This window comes from Flavobacterium sp. SM2513 (genome assembly GCF_050908145.1).
GTDB lineage: Bacteria > Bacteroidota > Bacteroidia > Flavobacteriales > Flavobacteriaceae > Flavobacterium.
Genome location: NZ_CP194228.1, coordinates 3,903,893 through 3,926,327 on the forward strand (window position 1 = coordinate 3,903,893; position 22,435 = coordinate 3,926,327).

The window sequence follows — 22,435 nt, forward strand, 5'->3', positions numbered from 1 at the left end:
AAACTACTGTTGTGGTTTTCTATTTTGATTTTTATGCGTAGGAACATTCGGCTTTCCTTTCTTCATAATTTTCGGTTTCTGCGGAATGCTGTTTGAAATCTTATTGGAACTCCGTTGATTTGTTCGTAACAAATCGCTACTATTAATCAACTCTTCCGAACTTTCCAATAAGTTGATTTTTCCGTCAGAAAGTTCATATAAATGTTCAAAAATAACATCGTCTTTGACTGTATCTTTGTTCCAACTCAAATACGACTTCTTCATGTGATTCGCAATCACCTTAATTAAAGCACTTTTCAAATCGCCATCGTCCCATTTATTAGCAACATCAATCATGTATTTGATGTTATTTCCATAAAAACGGTACTTCGGGAAAGCTTGAGGATACTCTAATCTATCGGGCTTCATTTGTAAAACTTCCCGCGAAAGAATTGGATAAGGAGAATCTACATCTAATTTAAAATCAGACATAACAAACAACTGGTCCCATAATTTATGCTGAAAATCAAGAACATCACGCAAATGAGGATTCAAATTTCCCATTACATTGATGATGTACTTTGCCATCTTATTTCGTTCGTCTCGGTTTTCAACTGCAACTGCTTGATTAATCAACTTTTGCAGATGCCTTCCGTATTCAGGAATCATCAAATGAGGTCGTTCAGAATTATATTCCAAATTAAATACGACGTCATGTGCCGATTCTTTACTGTATTTTTTTTCTTTTATCATTATAATGAAATTATTCCTTCAATGCCTGAAACTAAAACATATTTTTCAATAACAGCGTCTGGACTTTCCATCCTTACATTAACTGATACACTTGTGTATTTTCCTGCTTTAGACTGGTGGGTTTTAATAACGGCACCCATATCATTAAAGGCACCTTCGATTTCAAGAATTTTATTTAATTCTGTCGGAACGATAAATTTATAGAGATATTCTGAAGGCCACTCTGAAGTATTACCCAGTTCTTCCTTCAATCGTACGTAAAATTCTTCTGTTTTTTTATCCATCTTAAATTTTGAAAATAGAGAACAAATATACATTAAAAGATAGAGAATATAAACTTTTTTAGCATGGCTTTATGGTATTTTATAGACTGAAATGTTTTTTCTGAACAGTAATATTGTCGATTTAGATGTATTTAACTAAAAAACATCTAAACGATTTTAAAATAACTTCGTTATCTGAATTTGTTTGAGTAAATTTGCCCCTTATTTCAAAAAAAAATGCAGAAAGAAATAATTGTAATTATTGGCGGTCCTGGAACAGGAAAAACGACAATTATCGAAGGCTTATTGGCCCAAGGCTATTGTTGCTATCCCGAAGTTTCACGCGAAGTAACAATGGAAGCTAAAAAACAAGGTATTGAACAATTATTTTTAGAAAACCCTTTGCTTTTTAGTGAATTACTTTTGGAAGGTCGAAAAAAGCAATTTCAGAATGCCTGTGAGGAAACTGAAAATATTGTTTTCTTAGACCGTGGGATTCCCGACGTTTTGGCTTATATGCATTACATTGGCGACAGCTATCCGGCACATTTTGAAGCTTGCTGCATAGAAAATAAATATAGCAAAATTTTTATCTTACCGCCTTGGGAAGAAATTTATGTTGGTGATGATGAACGGTATGAGAACTATGAACAAGCCAAATTAATTTACAATCACTTGATGGAAACCTATCAAAAGTACGATTATGATTTAATAGAAGTTCCAAAAGGCTCTTTACCCGAACGGATTTCTTTTATTTTAGATAATGTAAATCAGTCGGTTTCTAATTAGGCAACAAAGTTCTGAAAGCACAAATACTTTGTCCGAAAATCAGTACTTTCGTTAATTCAATTTTCGTAACGAAACAGCGATGAACGAAGCACTTCAATTACTTAAAAAATACTGGAATCACGATAATTTTAGAGGTTTACAAGCTGAAATTATTGATAGCGTCGTATCTCAAAAAGACACTTTTGCGCAGTTACCAACGGGAGGAGGAAAGTCGATTTGCTATCAAATTCCCGCGCTTTTGCAAGATGGAATTACGCTAGTTATTTCGCCATTGGTTTCGTTAATCAAGGACCAAGTTGAAAATTTACAAAAAAAAGAGATCAAAGCAATCGGCTTAACAGGCGGGATTTCTTCTGATGAAGTCAGTAATTTGCTTGACAATTGCCTCTATGGAAATTACAAATTACTTTACCTTTCTCCTGAAAGACTGCAGTCCGATTGGATTTTAGAACGCTTAAAAAATCTACCAATACATTTGATTGCCGTTGACGAAGCACATTGCATTTCGCAATGGGGAAATGATTTTCGTCCGGCTTATCTTAAAATTGCCAATCTTAAAACTCATTTTCCAAAAGTGCCGATTTTAGCACTTACAGCTTCGGCAACTCCAAGAGTAAAAAAGGACATTCTCGAAATTCTAAAAATAGAAAATGCCGTAGTTTTCGAAAAATCATTTGACCGTGATAATATTGCTTATATGGTTTTTGAAGTCGAAGATAAGTTGTTTCGGATGGTACAAATTTTAAGAAAAAATCCAGAACCTTCTATAGTATACGTTCGCAACAGAAAATCCTGTATTGAAATTTCCAGACAATTACAACAGTCAGGAATTTCCGCAACGTATTATCATGGTGGATTATCAAGTAATGAAAAAAACAAGAACATGACGCTTTGGACTTCAGAAAAGGTACAGGTGATTGTAGCAACAAATGCTTTTGGAATGGGAATTGACAAAGGAAATGTAAAAACCGTTATTCACATTCAGCTGCCCGATTCGATGGAAAGTTATTATCAAGAAGCAGGTCGTTGTGGGAGAAACGGTCAGAAAGCTTTTGCAGTTTTACTCAACAGTGCATCTGATTATATACAAGCCGAATCGCAATTTCTCGCCGTTTTACCCGATAAGGAATTTTTAACGAAAGTCTACAAAAAACTAAACTCGTACTTTCAAATAGGTTATGGGGAAGGAATTGACGAAAGTTTCACCTTTAACGTCAACGAGTTTTGTGCTCAATATCAATTTCCAACGTTAAAAACATTCAATGCAATTCAATTTTTAGACCGTCAAGGAATTGTAACACTTTCGCACGAATTTTCACAAAAAATCATCGTTCAATTTCTAATTTCATCCAAAGAAGTGATTCGATATATGAGTTTGAATCCCCAACAGGAAGAAACTATAGTAACAATTCTCAGGAATTACCCTGGTATTTATGAAATTCCAGCCCACTTGAATCTGGTTTTGATTTCGAAAAAAGCAAATTCAACTCAGGAAGCCGTTTTGCAAATTTTGGAACAATTACAAAAAAAAGAAATTATATCGTATCGTGCAAATGGCAACGACAGCACTATAATTTTTAACGAAGTTCGGGAAGACGAACGAACAATTAATAGGGTTTCGAAGTTTTTGTTGATTCAAAACGATTTAAAAACCAAACAACTAGAATCTGTTTTGAAATATGTTTCAACCAAAAATGAATGCAAGTCCCGACTTATATTAAATTATTTTGGCGAACAAAAAAAAGAAAATTGTGGGATTTGTTCGTACTGTATCACACTAAAAAGCAAGGCTACACCTGCAATTGCTGTATCTAAGCAAATTATTTCAGCATTAGAAGACACTTCCCTAGATTCAAGAAGTTTGGAAAAAATTACGGGTCAACCCTCCGATCAAGTTATCTTTGCATTACAAGAGTTACTAGAATATAAAGTGATAGAAATTCTATCCAACAACCAATATCGATTAAGAAAATAATGGAAAAATTAAGAATTGTATTTATGGGAACTCCTGACTTTGCGGTAGGAATTTTGGATAGTATGCTAAAAAACGAATACGAAGTTGTGGGTGTAATTACAGCAGCTGACAAACCTGCCGGTCGTGGTCAGAAAATAAAATATTCAGCCGTGAAGGAATATGCAATGGCAAATAACTTGAATTTATTGCAACCAACGAACTTAAAAGACGAGAATTTTCTTGCAGAATTAAAAAATCTGAACGCTAATTTACAAGTAGTTGTTGCTTTTAGAATGTTACCGAAAGTCGTTTGGGAAATGCCCGAGTTTGGTACTTTTAATTTACACGCGTCACTCCTTCCCGATTACAGAGGTGCAGCCCCAATAAATTGGGCAGTAATTAATGGAGACAAAAAAACGGGCGTAACTACTTTTTTTATTGACGACAAGATTGACACGGGTGCGATGATTTTAAGTAAAGAAATTGAAATTTCATCGGATGAAAATGCAGGAAGTTTGCACGATAGATTAATGCTTCTAGGAAGTGAAACTGTAAATGAAACTTTGCATTTGATTGCAAATCAAAATGTGAAAACGAAAATTCAAAATGAGTCGAACGATTTAAAAACGGCACATAAACTGAATAAAGAGAACTGCAAAATCAATTGGGAGAAAAGTGGCGAATCCATTTATAATTTAATTAGAGGATTATCACCCTATCCTAGTGCTTGGTTTCTCTTAAACGACAATGGAAAGGAATTAAACGTAAAAGTATATGCTGCAAAATGGGTGGTAGAACCTCACGATTTGTTAGTCGGTAGTATTATTTCGGATAAAAATTCATTAAAAGTCGCTGTTGAAGATGGTTTTATAGAGTTATTAGAACTTCAAATGCCCGGAAAGAAGAAAATGAGTGCCAAAGATATTCTTAATGGAACTACTTTTTCGAATGACGCGACCGCTTGTTAAGTATTATGTACGCTGAATTTGTCTAAATATTGAAAAAAACAATTAAGTTTATCAACAATTTGCCAAAGTTATTAACAATTGAAAGAAAAAAACTTGAAATATGTTGTGTAGTAAGGATTTCCTACTAAATTTGTTATGCAACATAAATATTTAACCAACAATTAATAACTATTATTATGAACAAATCAGAATTAATCGATGCTATGGCAGCCGATGCAGGAATTACTAAAGCTGCAGCAAAATTAGCATTAGAATCATTTTTAGGGAACGTAGGCAACACTTTAAAAGGTGGTGGAAGAGTTTCTCTAGTAGGTTTTGGATCTTGGTCAGTTTCTAACAGAGCTGCTAGAGATGGAAGAAATCCACAAACAGGTAAAACTATAAAAATTGCTGCTAAAAATGTAGTAAAATTTAAAGCAGGTTCAGAATTAGAAGGTAGTGTAAACTAATCATTTACCTTTATATAAATTAAAGTCTTTCATTTGGAAGGCTTTTTTTTATGCAAAAAACTCCGTTAATATTTGGAATTTAAACAATTTTATGCTTAAATTTATTAAAATTTCAGATAAATGATAACAGATAAACTTAAAAAAGGTCATTTACTTATAGCTGAACCTTCAACTTTCGGCGACATTTCATTCAATAGATCTGTAATTTTACTAGCAGACCATTCAGAAAGTGGCTCCGTTGGATTTATCATAAATAAACCATTGAAATATACGATTCATGATTTGGTACCCGAAATAGAAGCTACGTTTATCATCTACAATGGCGGACCTGTCGAGCAAGACAATTTATATTTTATTCACAACGTTCCGAGCCTTATTTCGAACAGTATTGAAATTTCAAATGGAATCTATTGGGGTGGCGATTTTGAAACTACTATAGAATTGATTAATCAAGGAAAAATAACTAAAGATAATATCCGTTTTTTTCTAGGATATACCGGATGGGAACCGAACCAGTTAGAGGGCGAAATGCACACCAATTCATGGATTATCTCACAAAATATCTACGAAAATAAAATTATCGGAAAATCTACCGCTCATTTTTGGAAAGAAAAAATTCTGGAACTTGGTGGCGAATATTTAATTTGGTGTAATGCACCAGAAAATCCAACTTTAAATTAAATCAAACTTGTGATTTAGATTTGCGATAAGTTGTGTTGAAAATTCATTCACAAAATCCTTTTTTCGATATTTAGTGATAGGCTGAACTCCTTGAATTACATTTGTCACAAACAATTCATCTGCTTTTTGTAAATCGAATGGTGAAATGAGCTCCTCCACTACCTCAACTTCCATCGTTTTTGCAATTCCAAGAACTTGTTTACGCATGACTCCGTTTAAGCAACCTTCGCTTATTGGTGGTGTCGTTAATTTGCCGTCTTTCAACATAAATAAATTGCCATTCAATGCTTCGATAACGTTTTTTGAATCATTCAATAACAAACAATTCTGTAAATCATTTTCATTGGCAAAAATACTTCCAGTAATTTGAACTGCCTTATTGGTTGATTTTATTGTAGACAACAACTGCTTTGTGATGTAAAAATCTTTGAACAAATCAACTTCATAGCGACTAGTATCCAACACATACTCTTTAGATTTTAACTCCGAAGACTGAATTAAATAACCAATTTCATTGGTTTCTGGCAAGTAAAACCCACCGCTATTGCGAAATACCGTCATTCGAACTCTAGCGGAATTCTCAACTTCATTTGCTTGAACCAGTTCCAGCATCTTCTCTTCTAGAAATTCCATCGTAAAATTCATCGGAATTTCCATTCTTAAAATTCGCATAGAAGACATCAATCGAAAATAATGATCTTCTAGGAAAAGTATGCGATTATTAACAATCTTACACGTTTCGAAAACAGCGTCACCCAACAAAAAACCACGATTTTCAGCTAATGAATTCACCGTGTTTTGAACTAAAGTTCCATTAAAATTTACCATAAAAAAAACCCTGAATTAAAACTCAGGGCAAATATACCTTTAATAATAATTTATACCGAACCAATTACATGTTTTAAATCGGATATTTGATTTTCCCAAAGCAAAGAAGCCTCTTCTACTTCTTCTTGCAAAGCGTAATCAATAACCATCAATGAGACGTCCTTTGTAATCTCATCTTCAAGGATACGCAATTCTAAAAAATAATCAGTGTCATTATCATCTTCGTCCATCCAACGAAATTTTATTTTCTCGCCACTTTTTTTAGAAGTCATACGTGCTTTCTCTTCTGAATCGTTCCAAATAAAGGTGAAAAATTCGCCACGAGAATTGACATTATCTGCAAACCATTCTGACAAACCCGACGGCGTAGAAATATATTGATATAAGAGTGCAGGCGAAGAATTAATTGGAAATTCGAGTTCGTATTTTATTTTAGATTCCATAGGTTCAAAAGTAAGGCTTAAACAATTTTTTGGAAATATATACAATATAAACACAATAAAAAAGCATTTATAAAAATAAAATATTTTATCATATTTAATTTGCCACATTGCAATTAAGTTTTATATTTGCACCCGCATTCAAGGATGCAATAACCGAATATTTTGGCGAGGTAGCTCAGTCGGTTAGAGCGCAGGATTCATAACCCTGAGGTCACGGGTTCAACTCCCGTCCTCGCTACAAACTTAAAGTTTTGGAAATCACGGATTAGTCTACACTAATCCGTTTTTTTTTGTAATTATTGTACTGCATTTAAAAAAGGTATCTGATTTTGGATTCAAATTGTCGTATTAATAAATAGTTGAATTAATTGCCGTCAAGCTGATTTTCATCCGTCTGCAAAACGTTTATTAAATGTAACAGTTTCTATTTTAAAAACATTACAGCATTGATATGACATAAAGAAAACATCATTTTACTAAATTTTCAATAATTTTAGCGACTGGCAAAACAGCTTTTGTATTCTCAATGCTCGGTCCTGCAACCCAAACAGTTTTATAAGTAGCTTGTGTCGCTGCTTTTTCGGTCGCTTTCATTCCAATGTAAAAACGGAGCATTTTAACCCATTTTTTCAAGCTCTTATTTCTATTTAAAAGATTTTCTATCCACGTTTCTTTTGTACCAATTTTCTGAACATACGGAGTATTAATTACCGTACAAGGAGTTCCCGAAATTCTTTGCGTCATTACAATGTCTTTTGCTCCATAATCAACACAAGCTTGTTTGTATTCCTGCGAAACTCCCGCTTCATCTGAAGCAATAAACGGACTTCCAACAGAAACCCCAATGGCTCCATAACCCATCATTGTGTTTATATCTGTTCTACTAGCCACCCCACCAGCTGAAATGACGGGTAGTGATGTATTTTCATTTAACAGCTTGATTAATTCTTCAGGTTTTATATTTCCTCTATGTCCACCCGCTTGATTGTTTACGGCAATTAATGCATCACCTCCTAAACTTTCTACCTTTTTTGCGAAAGCCAAATCCGTTACGTCACAAAAAACTTTAATTCCTACTTTGTGCGCTTTATTGATTGTTTCTTCCGGACTACCTAACGACGTAATAATAAAATCGACACCTTCTTCACAAATAACCTGCAATTGGTCTTTGTATTTCAAATTTGATTTGTTCACAATAAGGTTGTACCCAAATGAACCTCCATCCACTTCTGCCGCTTTTAATTCTTGAATTGAAATTCTTAATTCCTCTAATGTTCGGTAATTTAAAGCGGGAATACATCCTGCTACTCCTGCTTTCATACCTTCAATGACCATTTTTGTATTAGAAACTAAAAACATCGGTGCCATAATTATAGGGTACGTAATGTTTAACAAGGAAGTGAGGGTTGGTTTTTCCATTTTAAATAAAATTCATGAACTTCAAATATACTATAAAAAACCAAAATTACTATGCATGCATATTAAAAAGAACAAAGCCGTTTGAATATTGATTTTTAAAAAAACATTTATACGAGGCAAACAATTGTTAAATAATTCAAAGTATTAAAGTTAAAAGTAGCAAGTTTATATTATTTAAAATAAATTTGAAAATTATACCCTAACTAGCAAATCCAACTTATGTTAAAAAAAATCACTCTAATTTGCACTTGTGCCATTATGCTTTGTGGCTGTTCGAGTTTGGCACAAAAAAAGGACCAAAAGAAAAACTCAAAGAATAAGACCGAAACTGCTGCTAAAAAACCAGAAGAAAAGAAAGGTCCGAAACCCTATAAAAAAGTCATTGATTCCTCAGCTGTAACTCAAAGAGGGTTAATTGATGTTCACAAAATAAAAGACAAATATCTTTTCGAAATTTCTGACTCCTTAATTGGAAAAGAAATTATGACTACAACACGTTATTCAAAAACACCAGCCGGTGGTGGAATTTTTGGTGGAGAAGAAATTAACCGACAAGTAGTTCGATTCGAAAAAGGACCAGATGACAATATCCTTTTACGTTCTGTTACTTACATTATTATGACGCCTGATGTAGACAAGCCAATAAATCAAGCAGTTTTGAATTCTAGTGCTGACCCTATAATTGGAAATTATGAAATTTTAGCATACAATAAAGATGCAAGTGGCAAAAAAAATAATGGTTATGTTATCGATATGAACTCCAGTTTTGAGTCTGATTTGCAAACCTTCTCTTTGAGTCCGGTAAATAAACAGTTACTTAAAATACAGTCTTTTCAAAAAGATAAATCCTTCATTCAAAGCATAAAAAGTTTTCCAATAAATACAGAAATTAGAACCGTTAAAACTTTCTCGACAGAACCAAGAAAAATATCCAGGACGCCAACACCGCAAATAGGCAGGGATTTTCCAGCTGGACTTGATGCAGGATTAGTAACAATGGAACTGAATACGTCACTCTTACTTTTGCCTGCAAAGCCAATGCGAAAAAGAACGTTTGACAAACGTGTAGGTTATTTTGCCAATGGATATGATATTTTTGAAGAAGAGTCTTTAAAATCAGATAAAGAAGTTTTCGCTGTTCGATGGAGATTAGAACCAAAAAACGACGAAGATGCTCAAAAACAAAAAAATGGTGAATTAATTGAACCAATGAAACCAATTGTATATTATATTGATCCAGCAACTCCAGAAAAATGGAAACCGTTTATAAAAGCAGGAATAGATGATTGGCAAGTTGCATTTGAATTTGCAGGATGGAAAAATGCTATCCGAGGTGAATATTGGCCAGAGAACGACCCAACAATGAGTCTAGAAGATGCTCGTTTTTCGGTATTGCGATATTTCGCAGCTGATATTCAAAATGCGTATGGTCCAAATGTTCATGATCCAAGAACGGGTGAAATTATGGAAAGTCACATCGGATGGTACCACAATATCATGAGTTTATTGAGAGACTGGTATTTGATACAAACAGCTGCTGCAGAACCAAATGCGAGGTTTAAGCAATTTGACGACAAATTAATGGGCGAATTAATTCGATTTGTTTCTTCGCATGAAGTAGGTCATACGCTTGGTTTGCGTCACAACATGGGAGCCAGTAATGCCACACCTGTTGAAATGTTGAGAAATCCTGAGTTTCAAAAGAAAAACGGACACACTTCTTCTATAATGGATTATGCACGATTTAATTACGTCGCACAACCAGAAGATGGAGTTACTGATTTCTTCCCTAGAATTGGAGATTATGACAAATGGGCTATCAAATGGGGTTACTCTTATTTTCCTGATGCAAAAGATTCAAAAGAAGAGAAAGCCTTGTTGAATGAAATGACTAAGGAAGCTTATAAAGACAGACGTCTATGGTTTGGAACTGAAAGAAGCGCTTACGATCCAAGGTATCAAACGGAAGATTTAGGAGATAACGCCATGAAAGCGTCTGAATATGGAATTAAGAATTTAAAAAGAATTCTTCCTAATCTAAATTCTTGGAGTAAAGAAGATGGTGAAGATTATTCTGAACTGGAAGGTTTATACAATTCGCTTACAGGTCAGTTTAGAAGATACATGGGACATGTTACAAAAAACGTGGGTGGAATCTACTACAATCCGAAAACAACGGAAATGGATGGAAATGAATATGAGGCAGTTCCTTCCAGTACCCAAAATGGAGCTGTTGCTTTTTTAAACAAACAGTTGTTTCAAACGCCAACTTGGTTGTTAGATCAAAATATTTTAAATAAAATCAATCCTGATAATGGTGTGGAAGCGATGAAGTCGCTACAAGGTGGCATTTTAAATAGTTTGCTAGATGGAGACCGTTTGGTAAGATTACTGGAGACATCTTCACTAGACAAAAAGAATTATTCAGTTGATGAATTAATGAGCGATTTAAGAATAAGTATATTTTCTGAATTGAATTCAAAGGCCTCAATCGATATTTACAGAAGAAACCTACAGAAACTCTATGTAAACAATTTGATTGACGCACTAGACAATACAGATAAAAAGACGGCTTCAGGCTTGAATAGAAAATCCGTAAAATACAGCGAAACAGATATTCCTTCTATCGCTAGAGGACAGTTAACTCAATTAAAAAACAGCTTAAAATCTGGTGCTGCAGCAAATGTAGACCGATTGAGTAAATTTCATTTATTAGATTTAGTTGCAAAAATAGATATGGCTTTAGACCCCAAATAATCTATTAAAATCCTTAAATAAAAACCATTTCAATTATTTGAAATGGTTTTTATTTATTTTGAAAAATTGAGAGTTGTACATATTCTAGGATGACCAGCCTCGAATAAGTTATAACATATAAACTAAATTGGCGTAACAACAACTATTGATATTTTTGATACTTTTATCATTAATTCTAATTTTACAATGATGAAGAAGCAACTTATTATTACAATTGCAATTTTTTCTCTACTACTTCTTTCCTGCAAAAATGAAAGTAAAACCGAAGAAACCTTTCACGAAGAAAAAGAACTTGTCAACGAAAAAAGTGAGATGGACGGACACACAAGTATCAATTCATTAGACTGGGAGGGGACTTATGAAGGTACATTACCCTGTGTAGACTGTGATGGAATTTATACTGAACTGATTTTGAATAATAACAATACCTATATTTTACATACCACAAAGTTGATGGATGATACTGAATCGAAAAATACTTCGGAAGGGAACTACCAATGGGATGAGTCAGGTTCCATCGTTGCTTTAAGCAATAAAGGATTGACGATAAATTATAAGGTTGGTGAGAATATGGTTACACTCCTGAATCAAAATAGAGAACCAATGCCCGAATCTGCAATAGCAAATTACACACTACTCAAAAAGCTAAATTAAACAATAATAACAATTCACAGCAATTTAGTGTTAAACAATGAAAGCTAACAATTATCATATTTAAGTTATTGTACAATGCTTTATTTTGTAAAAAATTTTACACTCATGCAGTATTGGAAAAAATTAACGCAACAAGAACGCTCAAGACGAATTGAAAAAGCGCTAAAAAATAATGTCAATTTTTCGAAAGACACGTCTCTAGGCTATCCTGCCTCAAAATTAGATGGGAAAGTTTTTTATGATGATGCTCCTTTTTTAAAAGATGCTCCAACTTTACAAGCCTATGTTGCAAACCCCAATAACATCGGTTGCCATACTTTTGGTACGTCTGAAAAAGCTTTCGCTGGAACGCAAAATATCGAACGCGAAGTTCTAAACGTCATTGCGGTTGATATTTTTAAAGCAATTCCAGACAGTTTTGACGGCTATATTTCTCCTGGTGGAACTGAGGCAAATATTCAAGCTTTTTGGATTTTTAGAAACCACTTTATCAAAAATTTCGACGCTAAACTAGATGAAATCGTTTTGGTTGCATCAGAAGATACACACTATTCTATTGCGAAAGCTGCTAATTTACTGATGATTGACTGGCTAAAAATTCCCGTTAATTTTGACGACAGGACCATTTCAAAGGAGGTGTTTCAAAACCAACTTCTAGAAGCTAAGAAAAAGGGCAAAAAATACTTTATTGTGGTTGCCAATATGGGAACTACCATGTTTGGTGCAGTGGATGACGTCAATTTGATAACCGAAGTTTTAGAACAAAATAATCTTGAATTTAAACTACATATCGACGGAGCTTACGGTGGTTTTTTCTATCCGTTCAGTAATCCCGATAGCGTTTTAAATTTTGAAAACCCACATGTAAGTTCAATTACAATTGATGCTCATAAAATGCTTCAAGCACCCTATGGAACAGGAATTTTTCTTTGCCGAAAGGGCTTAATTGAAAACGTAATTACCAAAGAAGCCGAGTATGTAGAAGGTATGGATTTGACACTTTGCGGTAGTCGTTCTGGTGCAAATGCAGTCGCAGTTTGGATGATTTTATTTACTTACGGCGGAAACGGTTGGTTTGAAAAAATTAGCATTTTGCAAATGAGAACCAGTTGGTTTTGCAAGGAATTGAATGTACTTGGAATTGAATATTATAGAAATCCATTTATGAATATCGTTACTATTAAGGCAAAATATATTCCTGAATATTTAGCAGAACGTTTTGATTTAGTTCCTCAAAAACACGACGATACCAATCAATGGTATAAAGTGATTATGATGGAACACGTAGAAATTGAACATCTAACCCTACTTCTAGACGAACTTCAACCTAAAATAAACGCTTAGAAAGTTATTGATTTTGCACAAATGTTTTTAAAGTAAATAATTCTGTCATTGTGATTAGACGTTTTTTTACAGTTAAATCCTTACAATTACTAGATATGCCAAGCAAAAAGCTGATGTGTTTTTTATATCAGTAATAATTGGTAACTTTAAAAGTTAGTTCTAAAAAAACATATAACGCATAATAAAAAAAGCTTCTTATGATTACAATCATAAAACGGACAATATTATCCTTTATATCTTTACAGTGTTAAAATTAGTTGAGAACAAGAAAAAAAACAGTTGATTATTTTATTTATAAAGAAGTTGCTAAACAACCAAAATACGTAGATTAGAAAATGGTCAGGAATTTTCAACTACAACGAGAATATTTAAAGTAAAAAATAATTTTAACCCTAATTACAAACATTTATTATTATGAAAAGAATTTTTAAAGTTACATTTTTAGCATTAGCGGCAACATTCGCATTACAATCTTGTGGTGGAAAAACCGAAAAGACAGAAGATACGACAACTACTGAGGAACTTTATCCTGCCGAAGAAGCAGTTGCTAACGAGCTTACAATTGATAGTAATGATGCGATGCAGTATTCAACAAATGAACTCCGTGCGAAAACTGGAGAAATCACGTTGACTCTGCACCATACTGGAAAAATGGAAAAAACCGTAATGGGTCATAACTTGGTTATCTTGAAAATGGGTACCGACATTAACGCATTTGGTGCAAAAGCTGCTGAAGCAAAAGACAACGATTACATTCCAGCATCAGAGGAAGGTGCTATTGTAGCACACACAAAATTACTGGGTGGTGGCGAAAGCGACACTGTTACATTTACGATTTCTGAACCAGGAACGTACGACTACATCTGTTCATTCCCTGGACATTTAGCTTTAATGAAAGGAAAGCTAATCGTAGAATAAGCGTTTTCTAACACAATTTTTTAGCCTGCAATTTTTAATACTTTAAATATTTACGGAAAAAAATCACATCTTAAAAAATGTATTTTTTTTTCCGTAGCAGGCTAATTTTGTCTAAAAAATTTCACTAATAAAATTACAAATTAATAGTAATTAGGTAATTATAAAAAATAATTCACATAACAACTCAATACTCATGGAAACCCATCATAACACAACAATTGGAGAAGTCGTTGCCAGCGATTTCAGAACAGCAGCCATTTTCTCTAAACATGGAATCGACTTTTGCTGCAAAGGTCAACGAAGCATCGCCGAAGTTTGCGAAAAAAATAATCTCAATCCCTCCTTTTTGTTCCAAGAACTAAACGATGTAATGAACAATAAAGGTGGAGAATCCATCGATTACAAATCATGGCCACTCGATCTATTGGCTGATTATGTAGAAAAAAAACACCACCGTTATGTGGTAGAAAAATCGCCTACGCTAATTCAGTTTTTAAACAAATTATGCAAAGTTCACGGAGCTACACATCCTGAATTATTCGAAATTACCGAATTATTTACAGGTTCTGCACAAGACTTAGCAGCTCATATGAAAAAAGAAGAATTAATTTTATTCCCCTTCATTCGCAAAATGGCTGAAGCGAAAGCAGAAAACCGTGATATTGCAACTCCGCATTTTGGAACTGTAGAAAATCCTGTGGAAATGATGAAACACGAACACGAAGTAGAAGGCGACCGTTTCAGACAAATCGCAGCCTTAACTGATAATTACACTCCTCCGGCAGATGCATGTAATACGTATAAAGTAACTTTTGCTATGTTAGAAGAATTCGAAAAAGATTTGCATACGCATATTCATATCGAAAATAACATCATGTTTCCAAGAGCAATTGCACTTGAAAAAACATTTGAAGCGGTGGCTCAATAAATAAATCTTAAGCTTGCCTAAGAAACTAAAAGTCTTTGGCAAGCAATTTTTTTTTCTAAATTTGAACGGAAAAACTCCTGCTTTATAATAGTAATTTCGATGAAAAAATCTTGGATTATAACATGCTTAATCAACTTCTGCATTGCAATTTTGATGGCAATTGGTTTACGATCCGCTTATGTATTTCCAACGGATTTTAACTATACTTTTCTTTTACATGCCCATTCACACACGGTAATGCTAGGTTGGTGCTACCTGGCCGTTTATACCTTTATTGTTGCGAATTTCTTGCCTACAGAAGTTCAAAATAACCCCAAATACAACCGCTTATTTTGGTTGACTCAAATCTCAGTTTTGGGAATGGCGGTTACTTTTCCATTTACAGGATACGCAGTATTCTCGATTATATTTTCCACGTTACACATTCTTTGCAGTTATTATTTTGTATATCAAATTTTCAAAGACCACAAATCTACTTCTCGGATTGAAACCAAAGTATTAAAAACCGCCTTAATTTTTATGGTCATTTCCACTATTGGAGTTTGGTTTTTAGGACCAATTGCTTCAACGGGTGCGAAAGATTCTCCGTTTTACAATACAGCGATTCAGTTTTTCCTACATTTTCAGTTTAATGGATGGTTTATTTTAGCTGTTGTTGCATTGTTTATTCATAAAATACAACGATTGGGAGTTTCGCTTTCGCAAAAAATATTTGATCGTTTCTTTTACAGTTCAATAATCGGAATTGTACTCACTTTCGCGCTTCCCTTAAGTTGGTTTTTTAATGGATTTCTTTTTAGAATAATCAACTCGGTGGGTTTATTCTTTCAATTGATTGGAATGTTTTATTTCTTCCAACTTTTAAAGCCACATTTTAAAACTATTTTTTCAGCAGAAAAACCAATCACAAAACTGCTTTTCGGGTTTGCTTTTTTTTGTTTATTGTTAAAAATAAGCATTCAATCAAGCACTGTAATTGCTGAATTAGCCATAGCTTCCCATGAAATAAGAAACTTCACAGTTGGTTTTATACACCTCGCAATGATTGGAATTGTCAATAGTTTCCTGTTTGCTTTTATAACACAGACTAAATTTTATGGAAATAAAAACAAATTGGGAAATCTCGGTATAATTATATTTCTACTCGGTTTTACAGTCATGGAAACATTATTATTCAATGAAGGATTTCGAATTTTTATTGGCAAAGGTTTCCAACAAAGTTATTTTATAAATATTCTCGTTGTAACTATATTCATTGGTATTGGCTTGATGTTTTTTGCTGGAAGTTTAATTCTTAATGAAAAAACAGACGTTTATAGCGACGCTTTAAGTAGTAATTCTGAAATATAAAAAAAGCCTAACCACAAACGTAATTAGACTTTTCAACTGTTATAAATTCTGAGTTTTACATCAAATCCTTTTTCAATTCATTTAAAGTAAAAAGCGTTTGTTCGCCTGAAATCAAGTTTTTCAACGCATATTTACCTTCCTTTATTTCATCGCTTCCTGCGATAACTGCAAAGGGAATGTTTCGTTTATCGGCATGCCCAAATTGTTTCCCCACTTTTGCCGCATCTGGATACATTTCCACTTTAATTCCTGCTTTTCGCAATTCGTGAATCGCTTTCATCGCATATTTCGCCTCTTCATTTCCGTAATTGATAAACAATGCTTTTGTGGTCACTTTTACCGTTTCTGGAAATAAGTCCAATTCTTCAACAACTAGATAAATACGGTCTAAACCAAAAGAAATTCCAACACCACTCATGTTTTTTAATCCGAAAATTCCGGTTAAATCGTCATACCGTCCGCCACCTCCAATGGAACCCATCGAAACTTCTTTAGGTGGAGCAACTTCAAAAATTGCACCTGTATAATAATTCAGGCCTCTTGCTAAAGTTACATCCAAATCTAATATAGCATTCTGCAATCCCAATTCAGTCACGTTTTCGCAGATAAATTGCAACTCGGCAACTCCTTTTGAACCTTCAACTGAATTAGAAAGTAAATTTCTTAGTTGTGAAATTTTCTCAGAAATAGTTCCCGAAAAAGAAAACAACGGCTGTACTTTTTGAATAGCTTCTGCCGAAATGCCTTTCTCTAACATTTCTTTTTTCACTCCGTCTTCACCAATTTTATCCAACTTATCCAAAGCTACCGTAAAATCAATCAATTTATCTGAAGCTCCGATTACTTCGGCAATTCCAGATAATATTTTGCGATTATTGATTTTGATGGTTACTCCCTTCAAACCTAATTCAGAAAAAACGCTATCATAAAGTTGTACCAATTCTACCTCTTGCCAAAGTGAAGTTGACCCCACAACATCAGCATCACATTGAAAAAACTCTCTAAAACGGCCTTTTTGTGGTCGATCCGCTCGCCAAACCGGTTGGATTTGGTATCTTTTGAAAGGAAATTCAATTTCGTTTTGGTGTTGTACAACGTATCTCGCAAACGGAACGGTTAAGTCGTAGCGCAAGGCTTTTTCAGAGATAGTAGAAATTAATTTTAAACTATCTTTATTCGCTAACAATTCGGTATCGGCTTTCGCCAAATAATCCCCAGAATTCAAAATTTTAAATATTAAACGGTCGCCTTCTTCGCCATATTTCCCCATCAAAGTATCGGAGTTTTCAAACGAAGGTGTTTCTATCGGTTGAAAGCCAAATTTCTCAAAATTACTTTTGATAATTTGCATAATGTATTGTCGTTTAGCTACTTCTGCAGGCGAAAAATCTCTAGTTCCTTTGGGTATGCTTGGTTTTGATGCCATTTTTTTTATTATGAGTTATGAATTATGAGTTATGAGTTCCTCGTATGGATTCCATAAATGACAATTTTGTGCAAATATCTTAATTTTAAACGTTTTTTTAGTCTGAAATTTGCGTTAAATTTAATAATCTCGCAAAGACGCGAAGTCGCAAAGCTAAACGTTTCTCTTTGCGTCTTCGCGCCTTTGCGAGATATGTTTTAACACTGCTATGCGAAAATCTGGTTTACTACTTTTTTTTCCAAACCGCACGAGTCATTCGGTCGTTTCCGTAAATATCTTGCTTCAATTCAATATCAGAAAATCCAAATTCACTTAAAAGCTGAATCATTTCTTTGCCTAAATATTGATTGATTTCAAAAAATAATTGTCCGCCATCATTCAAATTTTTAGTTGCCAAATGAGTAATTTTTCGATAGAAAATTAACGCATCCAAATCTTCTACAAACAAAGCCAAATGCGGTTCGTACTCCAAAACATTATTTTTTATTTCCTGTTTTTCTAAATTCCGAACATACGGAGGATTGGAAACAATGATGTCAAATTGCTGTAAAAAACCTTCTGTTTGCAAAATGTCTTTTTCTAAAAAAGTCACAGAAACATTATTTTGTTCCGCATTACTTTTTGCAACTTTCAAAGCTTCAGGAGAAACGTCTATCGCAAAAACTTGAGCATGAGGAATATTTTTTGCCAATGAAATTGCAATACAACCACTTCCTGTTCCAATATCAAGAATCTTTAAATCTTTTTTTTCCTCTATCTTTTCGTTCTTTTGCCCTTCAATCTTTCCATCCTTCAATCTTTCACCCTTTCTTTCCTCCTTAATAATCCAATCCACCAATTCTTCCGTTTCCGGTCGTGGAATCAGTACACTTTCATTGACTATAAAAGGCAATCCAAAAAACTCGGTATTTTCTAATAAATATTGAATTGGAATTTCTTTTTTGAGCTGAAATACCAATTCCTCCCAAACGTTAATCGCTTCTTCAGAAAATTCAAAGTTTGGTTCAAGTGCCAAATCAATACGTTTCATTTGGTGTTTGTCTTCTAAAATCAAATAGAAAAAACTTTCCGCTTCATCGATTCCGTGAATCGGTTCGAGGACTTCAATAAATTTTGTTCTATAGTTTTTTGCGTTCATTTTTATAATTTTTTCAACATCCAAATTGGACAAGAAGTATGTCCCGTCAATCCCAAAGGTTTATCTAAATATTCAAAACCCGACTTTATATATAGTTTTTGAGCATCTTTCATTTCGGGCAGTGTTTCCAAATAACAACTTTCAAAACCGAAATTTTTTGCTTTTTCTAAACAAAGTTGCATCAATTGTTTTCCAAAACCTAGGCTTCGAGCTTCAGGAAGAAAATACATTTTTTGCAATTCACAAACTGAATTTGAATCATCTTCTAAAGCTGCAATTCCTGCCCCACCAATAATTTTTCCTTCTTTTTCAAGAATAAAATAAACTGTATTTTCTCGATTGTAATTTTCAAACATAGTTTTTAAAGAAACATCTTCATAAGCAGTTCCTGTTTTAGGCAGGTCCAATTCGTCGAAAACACTTTTAATAAGCGCTTCCATAAATGGATTATCTTGAAGTTCAATGGGTCGGATGGAAATTGGTGTCATTACAAAACAAAATAGTATTTTTGCGATGTGAAGATACATGAAAAATACCTAAAACGCTGCATTCAACTTGCCAAAAATGGCTTGGGAACGACCTATCCAAATCCGCTAGTTGGAAGTGTAATTGTCTTTGAAAACCAAATTATCGGAGAAGGTTGGCATCAAAAAGCTGGCGAACCACATGCCGAAGTCAATGCTATAAATTCCGTTCAAGACAAAAGTTTATTATCGAAATCAACCATTTATGTGAGCTTAGAACCTTGCAGTCATTTTGGAAAAACACCTCCGTGTTCGGATTTGATTATCGCCAATAAAATTCCGAATGTCGTTATTGGCACCGTTGACCCGAATGAAAAAGTAGCGGGAAAAGGCATTCAGAAATTACTCGTTGCTGGAATTCATGTTACCATAGGAACTTTGGAAGACGAATGTAACGAACTCAACAAGCGTTTTTTTAGATTTCAACAAAAAAGAAGACCCTATATCATTTTAAAATGGGCTGAAACTATTGATGGTTTTATCGCACCTAAATATAAAGACGAACAAAAGCCCGTTTGGATTACCAATCAATATTCGCGACAATTGGTTCACAAATGGCGAAGCGAAGAACAAGCGATTTTAGTGGGCACTCAAACGGTTTTAGACGATAATCCCAGTTTGAATGTGAGAGACTGGAAAGGAAATTCACCTATAAAAATCATTTTAGACCGACAAAATAGATTGCCTGAAGAATCTTCAGTTTTTAATTCGGAAGAAAAAACAATTGTATTTTCGGAAAGTAAACGAGCTTTTAAAAACGAGAATTGTCATTCTGAAATTTTGAATTTCGATGGGAATTTGGCACAAGAAATTTGCAATATTTTATTTCAAAATAATATTCAATCCATAATTATTGAAGGTGGCGCTCGAACTTTACAAACGTTTATCGATTCGAATCTCTGGGATGAAGCACGAATTTTCAAAGGGAAAATTTCTTTTAAAGAAGGAACAAAAGCACCAGATTTTTCTGGAAAATTGATTAAAAAGGAAAATATTCTAGATGACCTACTTTTAATTTTTAGAAATCATGGTTAAAAACATCATCTTCGATTTTGGCGACATTTTCATCAATTTAGACAAAAAAGGCTTACACGATGCCTTACGTTCTGTAGGAATTGAAGAATGGAATACGGAATTATCGGAACTGAACGAAAGTTTTGAAAAAGGCCAATGTTCAGAAGAGTACTTTCTGTCTGGAATTCAAAAACACACTTCGAATAAAAATCTAGAAGAAGTAAAATCAAGTTGGTGTAAAATCTTAGCTGATTTTCCTTTAAAACGGTTGGCGTTTTTAGAATCAATTTCTTCCAATTACCGTTTGTTTTTGTTGAGCAACACCGATACCATTCACATCGCTTATTTTAAAGAAATGGTTGGAACTGAATTTTATAAACGATTTTACAGCTGTTTTGAAAAAGTCTATTTCTCTTTTGAAATGGGATTACGAAAACCACAACCTGAAATTTATACTCAAGTTTTAACTGAAAATAATCTATCCGCTTCAGAAACTTTATTTGTGGATGATAAAAAAGAAAATACCGATGCTGCTGAACAACTGGGAATTCAAGTTTGGAATTTGCAAGTGGGTCAGGAAGACGTCGTAGAATTATTTAACAAAATAAAACGCTAAACTATTTTGGAAGTAAACGACACGTACAAAACAATTGCATCTGCATCCGAACCGGTTTTACTCAAAGAAAAAAGCAGTAAGTTTTTAGGCTATGCTTTTCCGATTGAGCACGAAGACGAAGTTAAGGACTTAATTGAGGAGTTACGAAAGCAAAATAGTGGAGCTGGTCATTTTTGTTATGCTTATCAAATAGGAGTCGGTCATGTTGCGTATCGAGCTAATGATGACGGCGAACCCAATAATTCGGCAGGAATGCCTATTTACGGACAAATCCAATCATTTGATGTTACAAACGTCTTAATTGTAGTTGTTCGTTATTTTGGTGGAACAAAATTAGGTGTTGGTGGATTAATTACGGCTTACAAAACGGTAGCTCAAATGAGTCTTGAACAAAGTAAAATCATCGAAAAAACTATTGATGTGCATTTCCTAGTTTCCTTTGAATATGTAAACATGAACAAAGTCATGCGAGTGATTAAAGAAAAAAATCTAGAAATTGTAGCTCAAATATTAGAATTGACGTGCGAAATCGAGATTAAAACGCGAAAAAAAAATGCCGAACATATATTCGACATTTTTAGTGCTTTATATCCTGTTGAAGTAAAAATTAAGGAATAAGTTGTTTAATCTAATTTAGTCTTTCAACTCCGAAATTTTATCAGTAACATACTTGGGCGGAAGCATTGGACGACCCGTTTTCATGTCCACAAAAACCAAAACAGAATGAGCGATTGTTAATAACTCCTTTTGCTCATTGTAAATCTCGTAGTCAAATTCGATCTTGACCGATGTCTGGCTTTTGAAAATAGTTTTCACTGTAATCAAATCATCATAACGTGCAGGTTTTTTGTAATTCATGGTTAACGAAACGACCGGAAGCATCACTCCATTTTCTTCCATCCATTTATAGGAAACCCCCATGTTTCTTAGCCATTCCACACGACCCATCTCGAAATATTGAGCATAATTCCCGTGATAAACAACCCCCATTTGGTCCGTTTCTGAATAACGAACTCTTACTTTAAACTCATGTGTTTTCATAATATTTTAATATAATTTAAAATGATAATTCTAAATCAAATTTAATTGACTTACAACATTTTTTCTATAAAATCAATCGCTATTAATTTTTTTTTAAAGAAAATTGTTCACATATTTGTTGTCCCGAAAGATATGGAAAAGAGCCTTTCTTTTTTATAAAAATCAACCACTAATAAATAACACATTTTAAAGTCTAATT

General features: G+C 33.8%; 23 protein-coding genes and 1 tRNA gene. 15 read left to right on the forward strand and 9 right to left on the reverse strand.

The features are described 5' to 3' along the window. Positions 1-3: 3 nt before the first annotated feature. Both ACQ5J2_RS16800 and ACQ5J2_RS16805 read right to left on the reverse strand, forming a co-directional pair. Positions 4-732, reverse strand: a complete 729-nt coding sequence (locus tag ACQ5J2_RS16800; RefSeq protein WP_432671623.1) for a DUF4290 domain-containing protein — start codon at positions 730-732, stop codon at positions 4-6. Beyond that, complete coding sequence (locus ACQ5J2_RS16805) at positions 732-1,016, reverse strand: DUF493 family protein (protein ID WP_432671624.1); 285 nt, start codon at positions 1,014-1,016, stop codon at positions 732-734. Before ACQ5J2_RS16805 ends, ACQ5J2_RS16800 begins: the two co-directional genes overlap by 1 nt. A gap of 216 nt (positions 1,017-1,232) precedes the next feature. Between ACQ5J2_RS16805 and ACQ5J2_RS16810 the strand changes: the two genes are divergently transcribed. The 5 genes from ACQ5J2_RS16810 to ACQ5J2_RS16830 all read left to right on the forward strand — a co-directional run bounded on the left by ACQ5J2_RS16810 (position 1,233) and on the right by ACQ5J2_RS16830 (position 5,836). After that, the gene (locus tag ACQ5J2_RS16810; RefSeq protein WP_432671625.1) at positions 1,233-1,784 is read left to right on the forward strand and encodes an AAA family ATPase; all 552 of its coding nucleotides are present in this window, start codon (positions 1,233-1,235) and stop codon (positions 1,782-1,784) included. 79 nt (positions 1,785-1,863) lie between these two features. Then, positions 1,864-3,759, forward strand: a complete 1,896-nt coding sequence (locus ACQ5J2_RS16815; protein WP_432671626.1) for a RecQ family ATP-dependent DNA helicase — start codon at positions 1,864-1,866, stop codon at positions 3,757-3,759. Beyond that, positions 3,759-4,706, forward strand: a complete 948-nt coding sequence (gene fmt, locus ACQ5J2_RS16820; RefSeq protein WP_432671627.1) for a methionyl-tRNA formyltransferase — start codon at positions 3,759-3,761, stop codon at positions 4,704-4,706. The genes ACQ5J2_RS16815 and fmt overlap by 1 nt, the downstream gene beginning before the upstream one ends. A gap of 176 nt (positions 4,707-4,882) precedes the next feature. After that, positions 4,883-5,155 carry an HU family DNA-binding protein gene (locus tag ACQ5J2_RS16825; protein ID WP_432671628.1) on the forward strand — a complete coding sequence of 91 codons (273 nt, stop codon included), beginning with the start codon at positions 4,883-4,885 and terminating at the stop codon, positions 5,153-5,155. Positions 5,156-5,275: 120 nt separating this feature from the next. Next, a complete protein-coding gene (locus tag ACQ5J2_RS16830) occupies positions 5,276-5,836 on the forward strand; it encodes a YqgE/AlgH family protein (protein ID WP_432671629.1) in 561 nt (186 codons plus the stop codon). Here ACQ5J2_RS16830 and ACQ5J2_RS16835 read toward each other — a convergent pair. Both ACQ5J2_RS16835 and ACQ5J2_RS16840 read right to left on the reverse strand, forming a co-directional pair. Further along, the gene (locus ACQ5J2_RS16835) at positions 5,828-6,664 is read right to left on the reverse strand and encodes an aminotransferase class IV (RefSeq protein WP_432671630.1); all 837 of its coding nucleotides are present in this window, start codon (positions 6,662-6,664) and stop codon (positions 5,828-5,830) included. The genes ACQ5J2_RS16830 and ACQ5J2_RS16835 overlap by 9 nt on opposite strands. A gap of 50 nt (positions 6,665-6,714) precedes the next feature. Next, positions 6,715-7,107 carry an START-like domain-containing protein gene (locus ACQ5J2_RS16840; RefSeq protein WP_432671631.1) on the reverse strand — a complete coding sequence of 131 codons (393 nt, stop codon included), beginning with the start codon at positions 7,105-7,107 and terminating at the stop codon, positions 6,715-6,717. Between the two features lie 164 nt (positions 7,108-7,271). Between ACQ5J2_RS16840 and ACQ5J2_RS16845 the strand changes: the two genes are divergently transcribed. After that, a tRNA-Met gene (locus tag ACQ5J2_RS16845) sits at positions 7,272-7,345 on the forward strand. Between the two features lie 230 nt (positions 7,346-7,575). Here ACQ5J2_RS16845 and ACQ5J2_RS16850 read toward each other — a convergent pair. Further along, positions 7,576-8,526, reverse strand: a complete 951-nt coding sequence (locus ACQ5J2_RS16850; RefSeq protein ID WP_432671632.1) for an NAD(P)H-dependent flavin oxidoreductase — start codon at positions 8,524-8,526, stop codon at positions 7,576-7,578. A 219-nt stretch (positions 8,527-8,745) separates the two neighbouring features. Between ACQ5J2_RS16850 and ACQ5J2_RS16855 the strand changes: the two genes are divergently transcribed. The 6 genes from ACQ5J2_RS16855 (at position 8,746) to ACQ5J2_RS16880 (ending at position 16,477) form a co-directional block, all read left to right on the forward strand. After that, positions 8,746-11,283: a zinc-dependent metalloprotease gene (locus ACQ5J2_RS16855; RefSeq protein ID WP_432671633.1), complete on the forward strand. Its 2,538-nt coding sequence runs from the start codon at positions 8,746-8,748 to the stop codon at positions 11,281-11,283. 186 nt (positions 11,284-11,469) lie between these two features. Further along, positions 11,470-11,937 carry a copper resistance protein NlpE gene (locus ACQ5J2_RS16860; protein ID WP_432671634.1) on the forward strand — a complete coding sequence of 156 codons (468 nt, stop codon included), beginning with the start codon at positions 11,470-11,472 and terminating at the stop codon, positions 11,935-11,937. 105 nt (positions 11,938-12,042) lie between these two features. Further along, positions 12,043-13,281: a pyridoxal phosphate-dependent decarboxylase family protein gene (locus ACQ5J2_RS16865; RefSeq protein WP_432671635.1), complete on the forward strand. Its 1,239-nt coding sequence runs from the start codon at positions 12,043-12,045 to the stop codon at positions 13,279-13,281. A gap of 414 nt (positions 13,282-13,695) precedes the next feature. Continuing rightward, positions 13,696-14,199: an azurin gene (gene azu, locus ACQ5J2_RS16870; protein WP_432671636.1), complete on the forward strand. Its 504-nt coding sequence runs from the start codon at positions 13,696-13,698 to the stop codon at positions 14,197-14,199. A 193-nt stretch (positions 14,200-14,392) separates the two neighbouring features. Next, positions 14,393-15,127, forward strand: a complete 735-nt coding sequence (gene ric, locus ACQ5J2_RS16875; protein ID WP_432671637.1) for an iron-sulfur cluster repair di-iron protein — start codon at positions 14,393-14,395, stop codon at positions 15,125-15,127. A gap of 99 nt (positions 15,128-15,226) precedes the next feature. After that, complete coding sequence (locus tag ACQ5J2_RS16880) at positions 15,227-16,477, forward strand: hypothetical protein (RefSeq protein ID WP_432671638.1); 1,251 nt, start codon at positions 15,227-15,229, stop codon at positions 16,475-16,477. 55 nt (positions 16,478-16,532) lie between these two features. On the opposite strand, the gene hisS is transcribed toward ACQ5J2_RS16880, so the two are convergent. The 3 genes from hisS to ACQ5J2_RS16895 form a co-directional block, all read right to left on the reverse strand. Then, positions 16,533-17,903, reverse strand: coding sequence for a histidine--tRNA ligase (hisS, locus tag ACQ5J2_RS16885; RefSeq protein WP_432671639.1), 1,371 nt, complete (start codon positions 17,901-17,903; stop codon positions 16,533-16,535). 226 nt (positions 17,904-18,129) lie between these two features. Beyond that, positions 18,130-19,041: a peptide chain release factor N(5)-glutamine methyltransferase gene (gene prmC, locus ACQ5J2_RS16890; RefSeq protein ID WP_432671640.1), complete on the reverse strand. Its 912-nt coding sequence runs from the start codon at positions 19,039-19,041 to the stop codon at positions 18,130-18,132. A 2-nt stretch (positions 19,042-19,043) separates the two neighbouring features. After that, on the reverse strand, positions 19,044-19,529 hold the full coding sequence (locus ACQ5J2_RS16895; protein WP_432671641.1) for a GNAT family N-acetyltransferase: 486 nt from the start codon (positions 19,527-19,529) through the stop codon (positions 19,044-19,046). 27 nt (positions 19,530-19,556) lie between these two features. Between ACQ5J2_RS16895 and ribD the strand changes: the two genes are divergently transcribed. From ribD to ACQ5J2_RS16910, 3 genes are read left to right on the forward strand one after another with little or no spacing between them, the layout of a single operon-like run. After that, positions 19,557-20,600 carry a bifunctional diaminohydroxyphosphoribosylaminopyrimidine deaminase/5-amino-6-(5-phosphoribosylamino)uracil reductase RibD gene (gene ribD / locus ACQ5J2_RS16900; RefSeq protein WP_432671642.1) on the forward strand — a complete coding sequence of 348 codons (1,044 nt, stop codon included), beginning with the start codon at positions 19,557-19,559 and terminating at the stop codon, positions 20,598-20,600. Further along, positions 20,593-21,195: an HAD-IA family hydrolase gene (locus ACQ5J2_RS16905; protein ID WP_432671643.1), complete on the forward strand. Its 603-nt coding sequence runs from the start codon at positions 20,593-20,595 to the stop codon at positions 21,193-21,195. Before ribD ends, ACQ5J2_RS16905 begins: the two co-directional genes overlap by 8 nt. A 6-nt stretch (positions 21,196-21,201) precedes the next feature. After that, positions 21,202-21,813: an IMPACT family protein gene (locus ACQ5J2_RS16910; RefSeq protein ID WP_432671644.1), complete on the forward strand. Its 612-nt coding sequence runs from the start codon at positions 21,202-21,204 to the stop codon at positions 21,811-21,813. 15 nt (positions 21,814-21,828) lie between these two features. On the opposite strand, the gene ACQ5J2_RS16915 is transcribed toward ACQ5J2_RS16910, so the two are convergent. Continuing rightward, positions 21,829-22,236, reverse strand: a complete 408-nt coding sequence (locus ACQ5J2_RS16915; RefSeq protein ID WP_432671645.1) for an acyl-CoA thioesterase — start codon at positions 22,234-22,236, stop codon at positions 21,829-21,831. Positions 22,237-22,435: the final 199 nt, after the last annotated feature.

Bases quoted from the DNA above. Each gene is read 5' to 3' on its own strand.
- azu (WP_432671636.1), top strand. From the start codon at position 13,696: ATGAAAAGAATTTTTAAAGTTACATTTTTAGCATTAGCGGCAACATTC.
- ACQ5J2_RS16815 (WP_432671626.1), top strand. From the start codon at position 1,864: ATGAACGAAGCACTTCAATTACTTAAAAAATACTGGAATCACGATAAT.
- ACQ5J2_RS16800 (WP_432671623.1), bottom strand. From the start codon at position 732: ATGATAAAAGAAAAAAAATACAGTAAAGAATCGGCACATGACGTCGTA.
- ACQ5J2_RS16860 (WP_432671634.1), top strand. From the start codon at position 11,470: ATGATGAAGAAGCAACTTATTATTACAATTGCAATTTTTTCTCTACTA.
- ACQ5J2_RS16850 (WP_432671632.1), bottom strand. From the start codon at position 8,526: ATGGAAAAACCAACCCTCACTTCCTTGTTAAACATTACGTACCCTATA.
- ACQ5J2_RS16855 (WP_432671633.1), top strand. From the start codon at position 8,746: ATGTTAAAAAAAATCACTCTAATTTGCACTTGTGCCATTATGCTTTGT.
- ric (WP_432671637.1), top strand. From the start codon at position 14,393: ATGGAAACCCATCATAACACAACAATTGGAGAAGTCGTTGCCAGCGAT.
- ACQ5J2_RS16835 (WP_432671630.1), bottom strand. From the start codon at position 6,664: ATGGTAAATTTTAATGGAACTTTAGTTCAAAACACGGTGAATTCATTA.
- ACQ5J2_RS16905 (WP_432671643.1), top strand. From the start codon at position 20,593: ATGGTTAAAAACATCATCTTCGATTTTGGCGACATTTTCATCAATTTA.
- fmt (WP_432671627.1), top strand. From the start codon at position 3,759: ATGGAAAAATTAAGAATTGTATTTATGGGAACTCCTGACTTTGCGGTA.
- ACQ5J2_RS16830 (WP_432671629.1), top strand. From the start codon at position 5,276: ATGATAACAGATAAACTTAAAAAAGGTCATTTACTTATAGCTGAACCT.
- hisS (WP_432671639.1), bottom strand. From the start codon at position 17,903: ATGGCATCAAAACCAAGCATACCCAAAGGAACTAGAGATTTTTCGCCT.
- prmC (WP_432671640.1), bottom strand. From the start codon at position 19,041: ATGAACGCAAAAAACTATAGAACAAAATTTATTGAAGTCCTCGAACCG.
- ACQ5J2_RS16810 (WP_432671625.1), top strand. From the start codon at position 1,233: ATGCAGAAAGAAATAATTGTAATTATTGGCGGTCCTGGAACAGGAAAA.
- ACQ5J2_RS16825 (WP_432671628.1), top strand. From the start codon at position 4,883: ATGAACAAATCAGAATTAATCGATGCTATGGCAGCCGATGCAGGAATT.
- ACQ5J2_RS16865 (WP_432671635.1), top strand. From the start codon at position 12,043: ATGCAGTATTGGAAAAAATTAACGCAACAAGAACGCTCAAGACGAATT.
- ACQ5J2_RS16895 (WP_432671641.1), bottom strand. From the start codon at position 19,529: ATGACACCAATTTCCATCCGACCCATTGAACTTCAAGATAATCCATTT.
- ACQ5J2_RS16915 (WP_432671645.1), bottom strand. From the start codon at position 22,236: ATGAAAACACATGAGTTTAAAGTAAGAGTTCGTTATTCAGAAACGGAC.
- ACQ5J2_RS16805 (WP_432671624.1), bottom strand. From the start codon at position 1,016: ATGGATAAAAAAACAGAAGAATTTTACGTACGATTGAAGGAAGAACTG.
- ACQ5J2_RS16880 (WP_432671638.1), top strand. From the start codon at position 15,227: ATGAAAAAATCTTGGATTATAACATGCTTAATCAACTTCTGCATTGCA.
- ACQ5J2_RS16840 (WP_432671631.1), bottom strand. From the start codon at position 7,107: ATGGAATCTAAAATAAAATACGAACTCGAATTTCCAATTAATTCTTCG.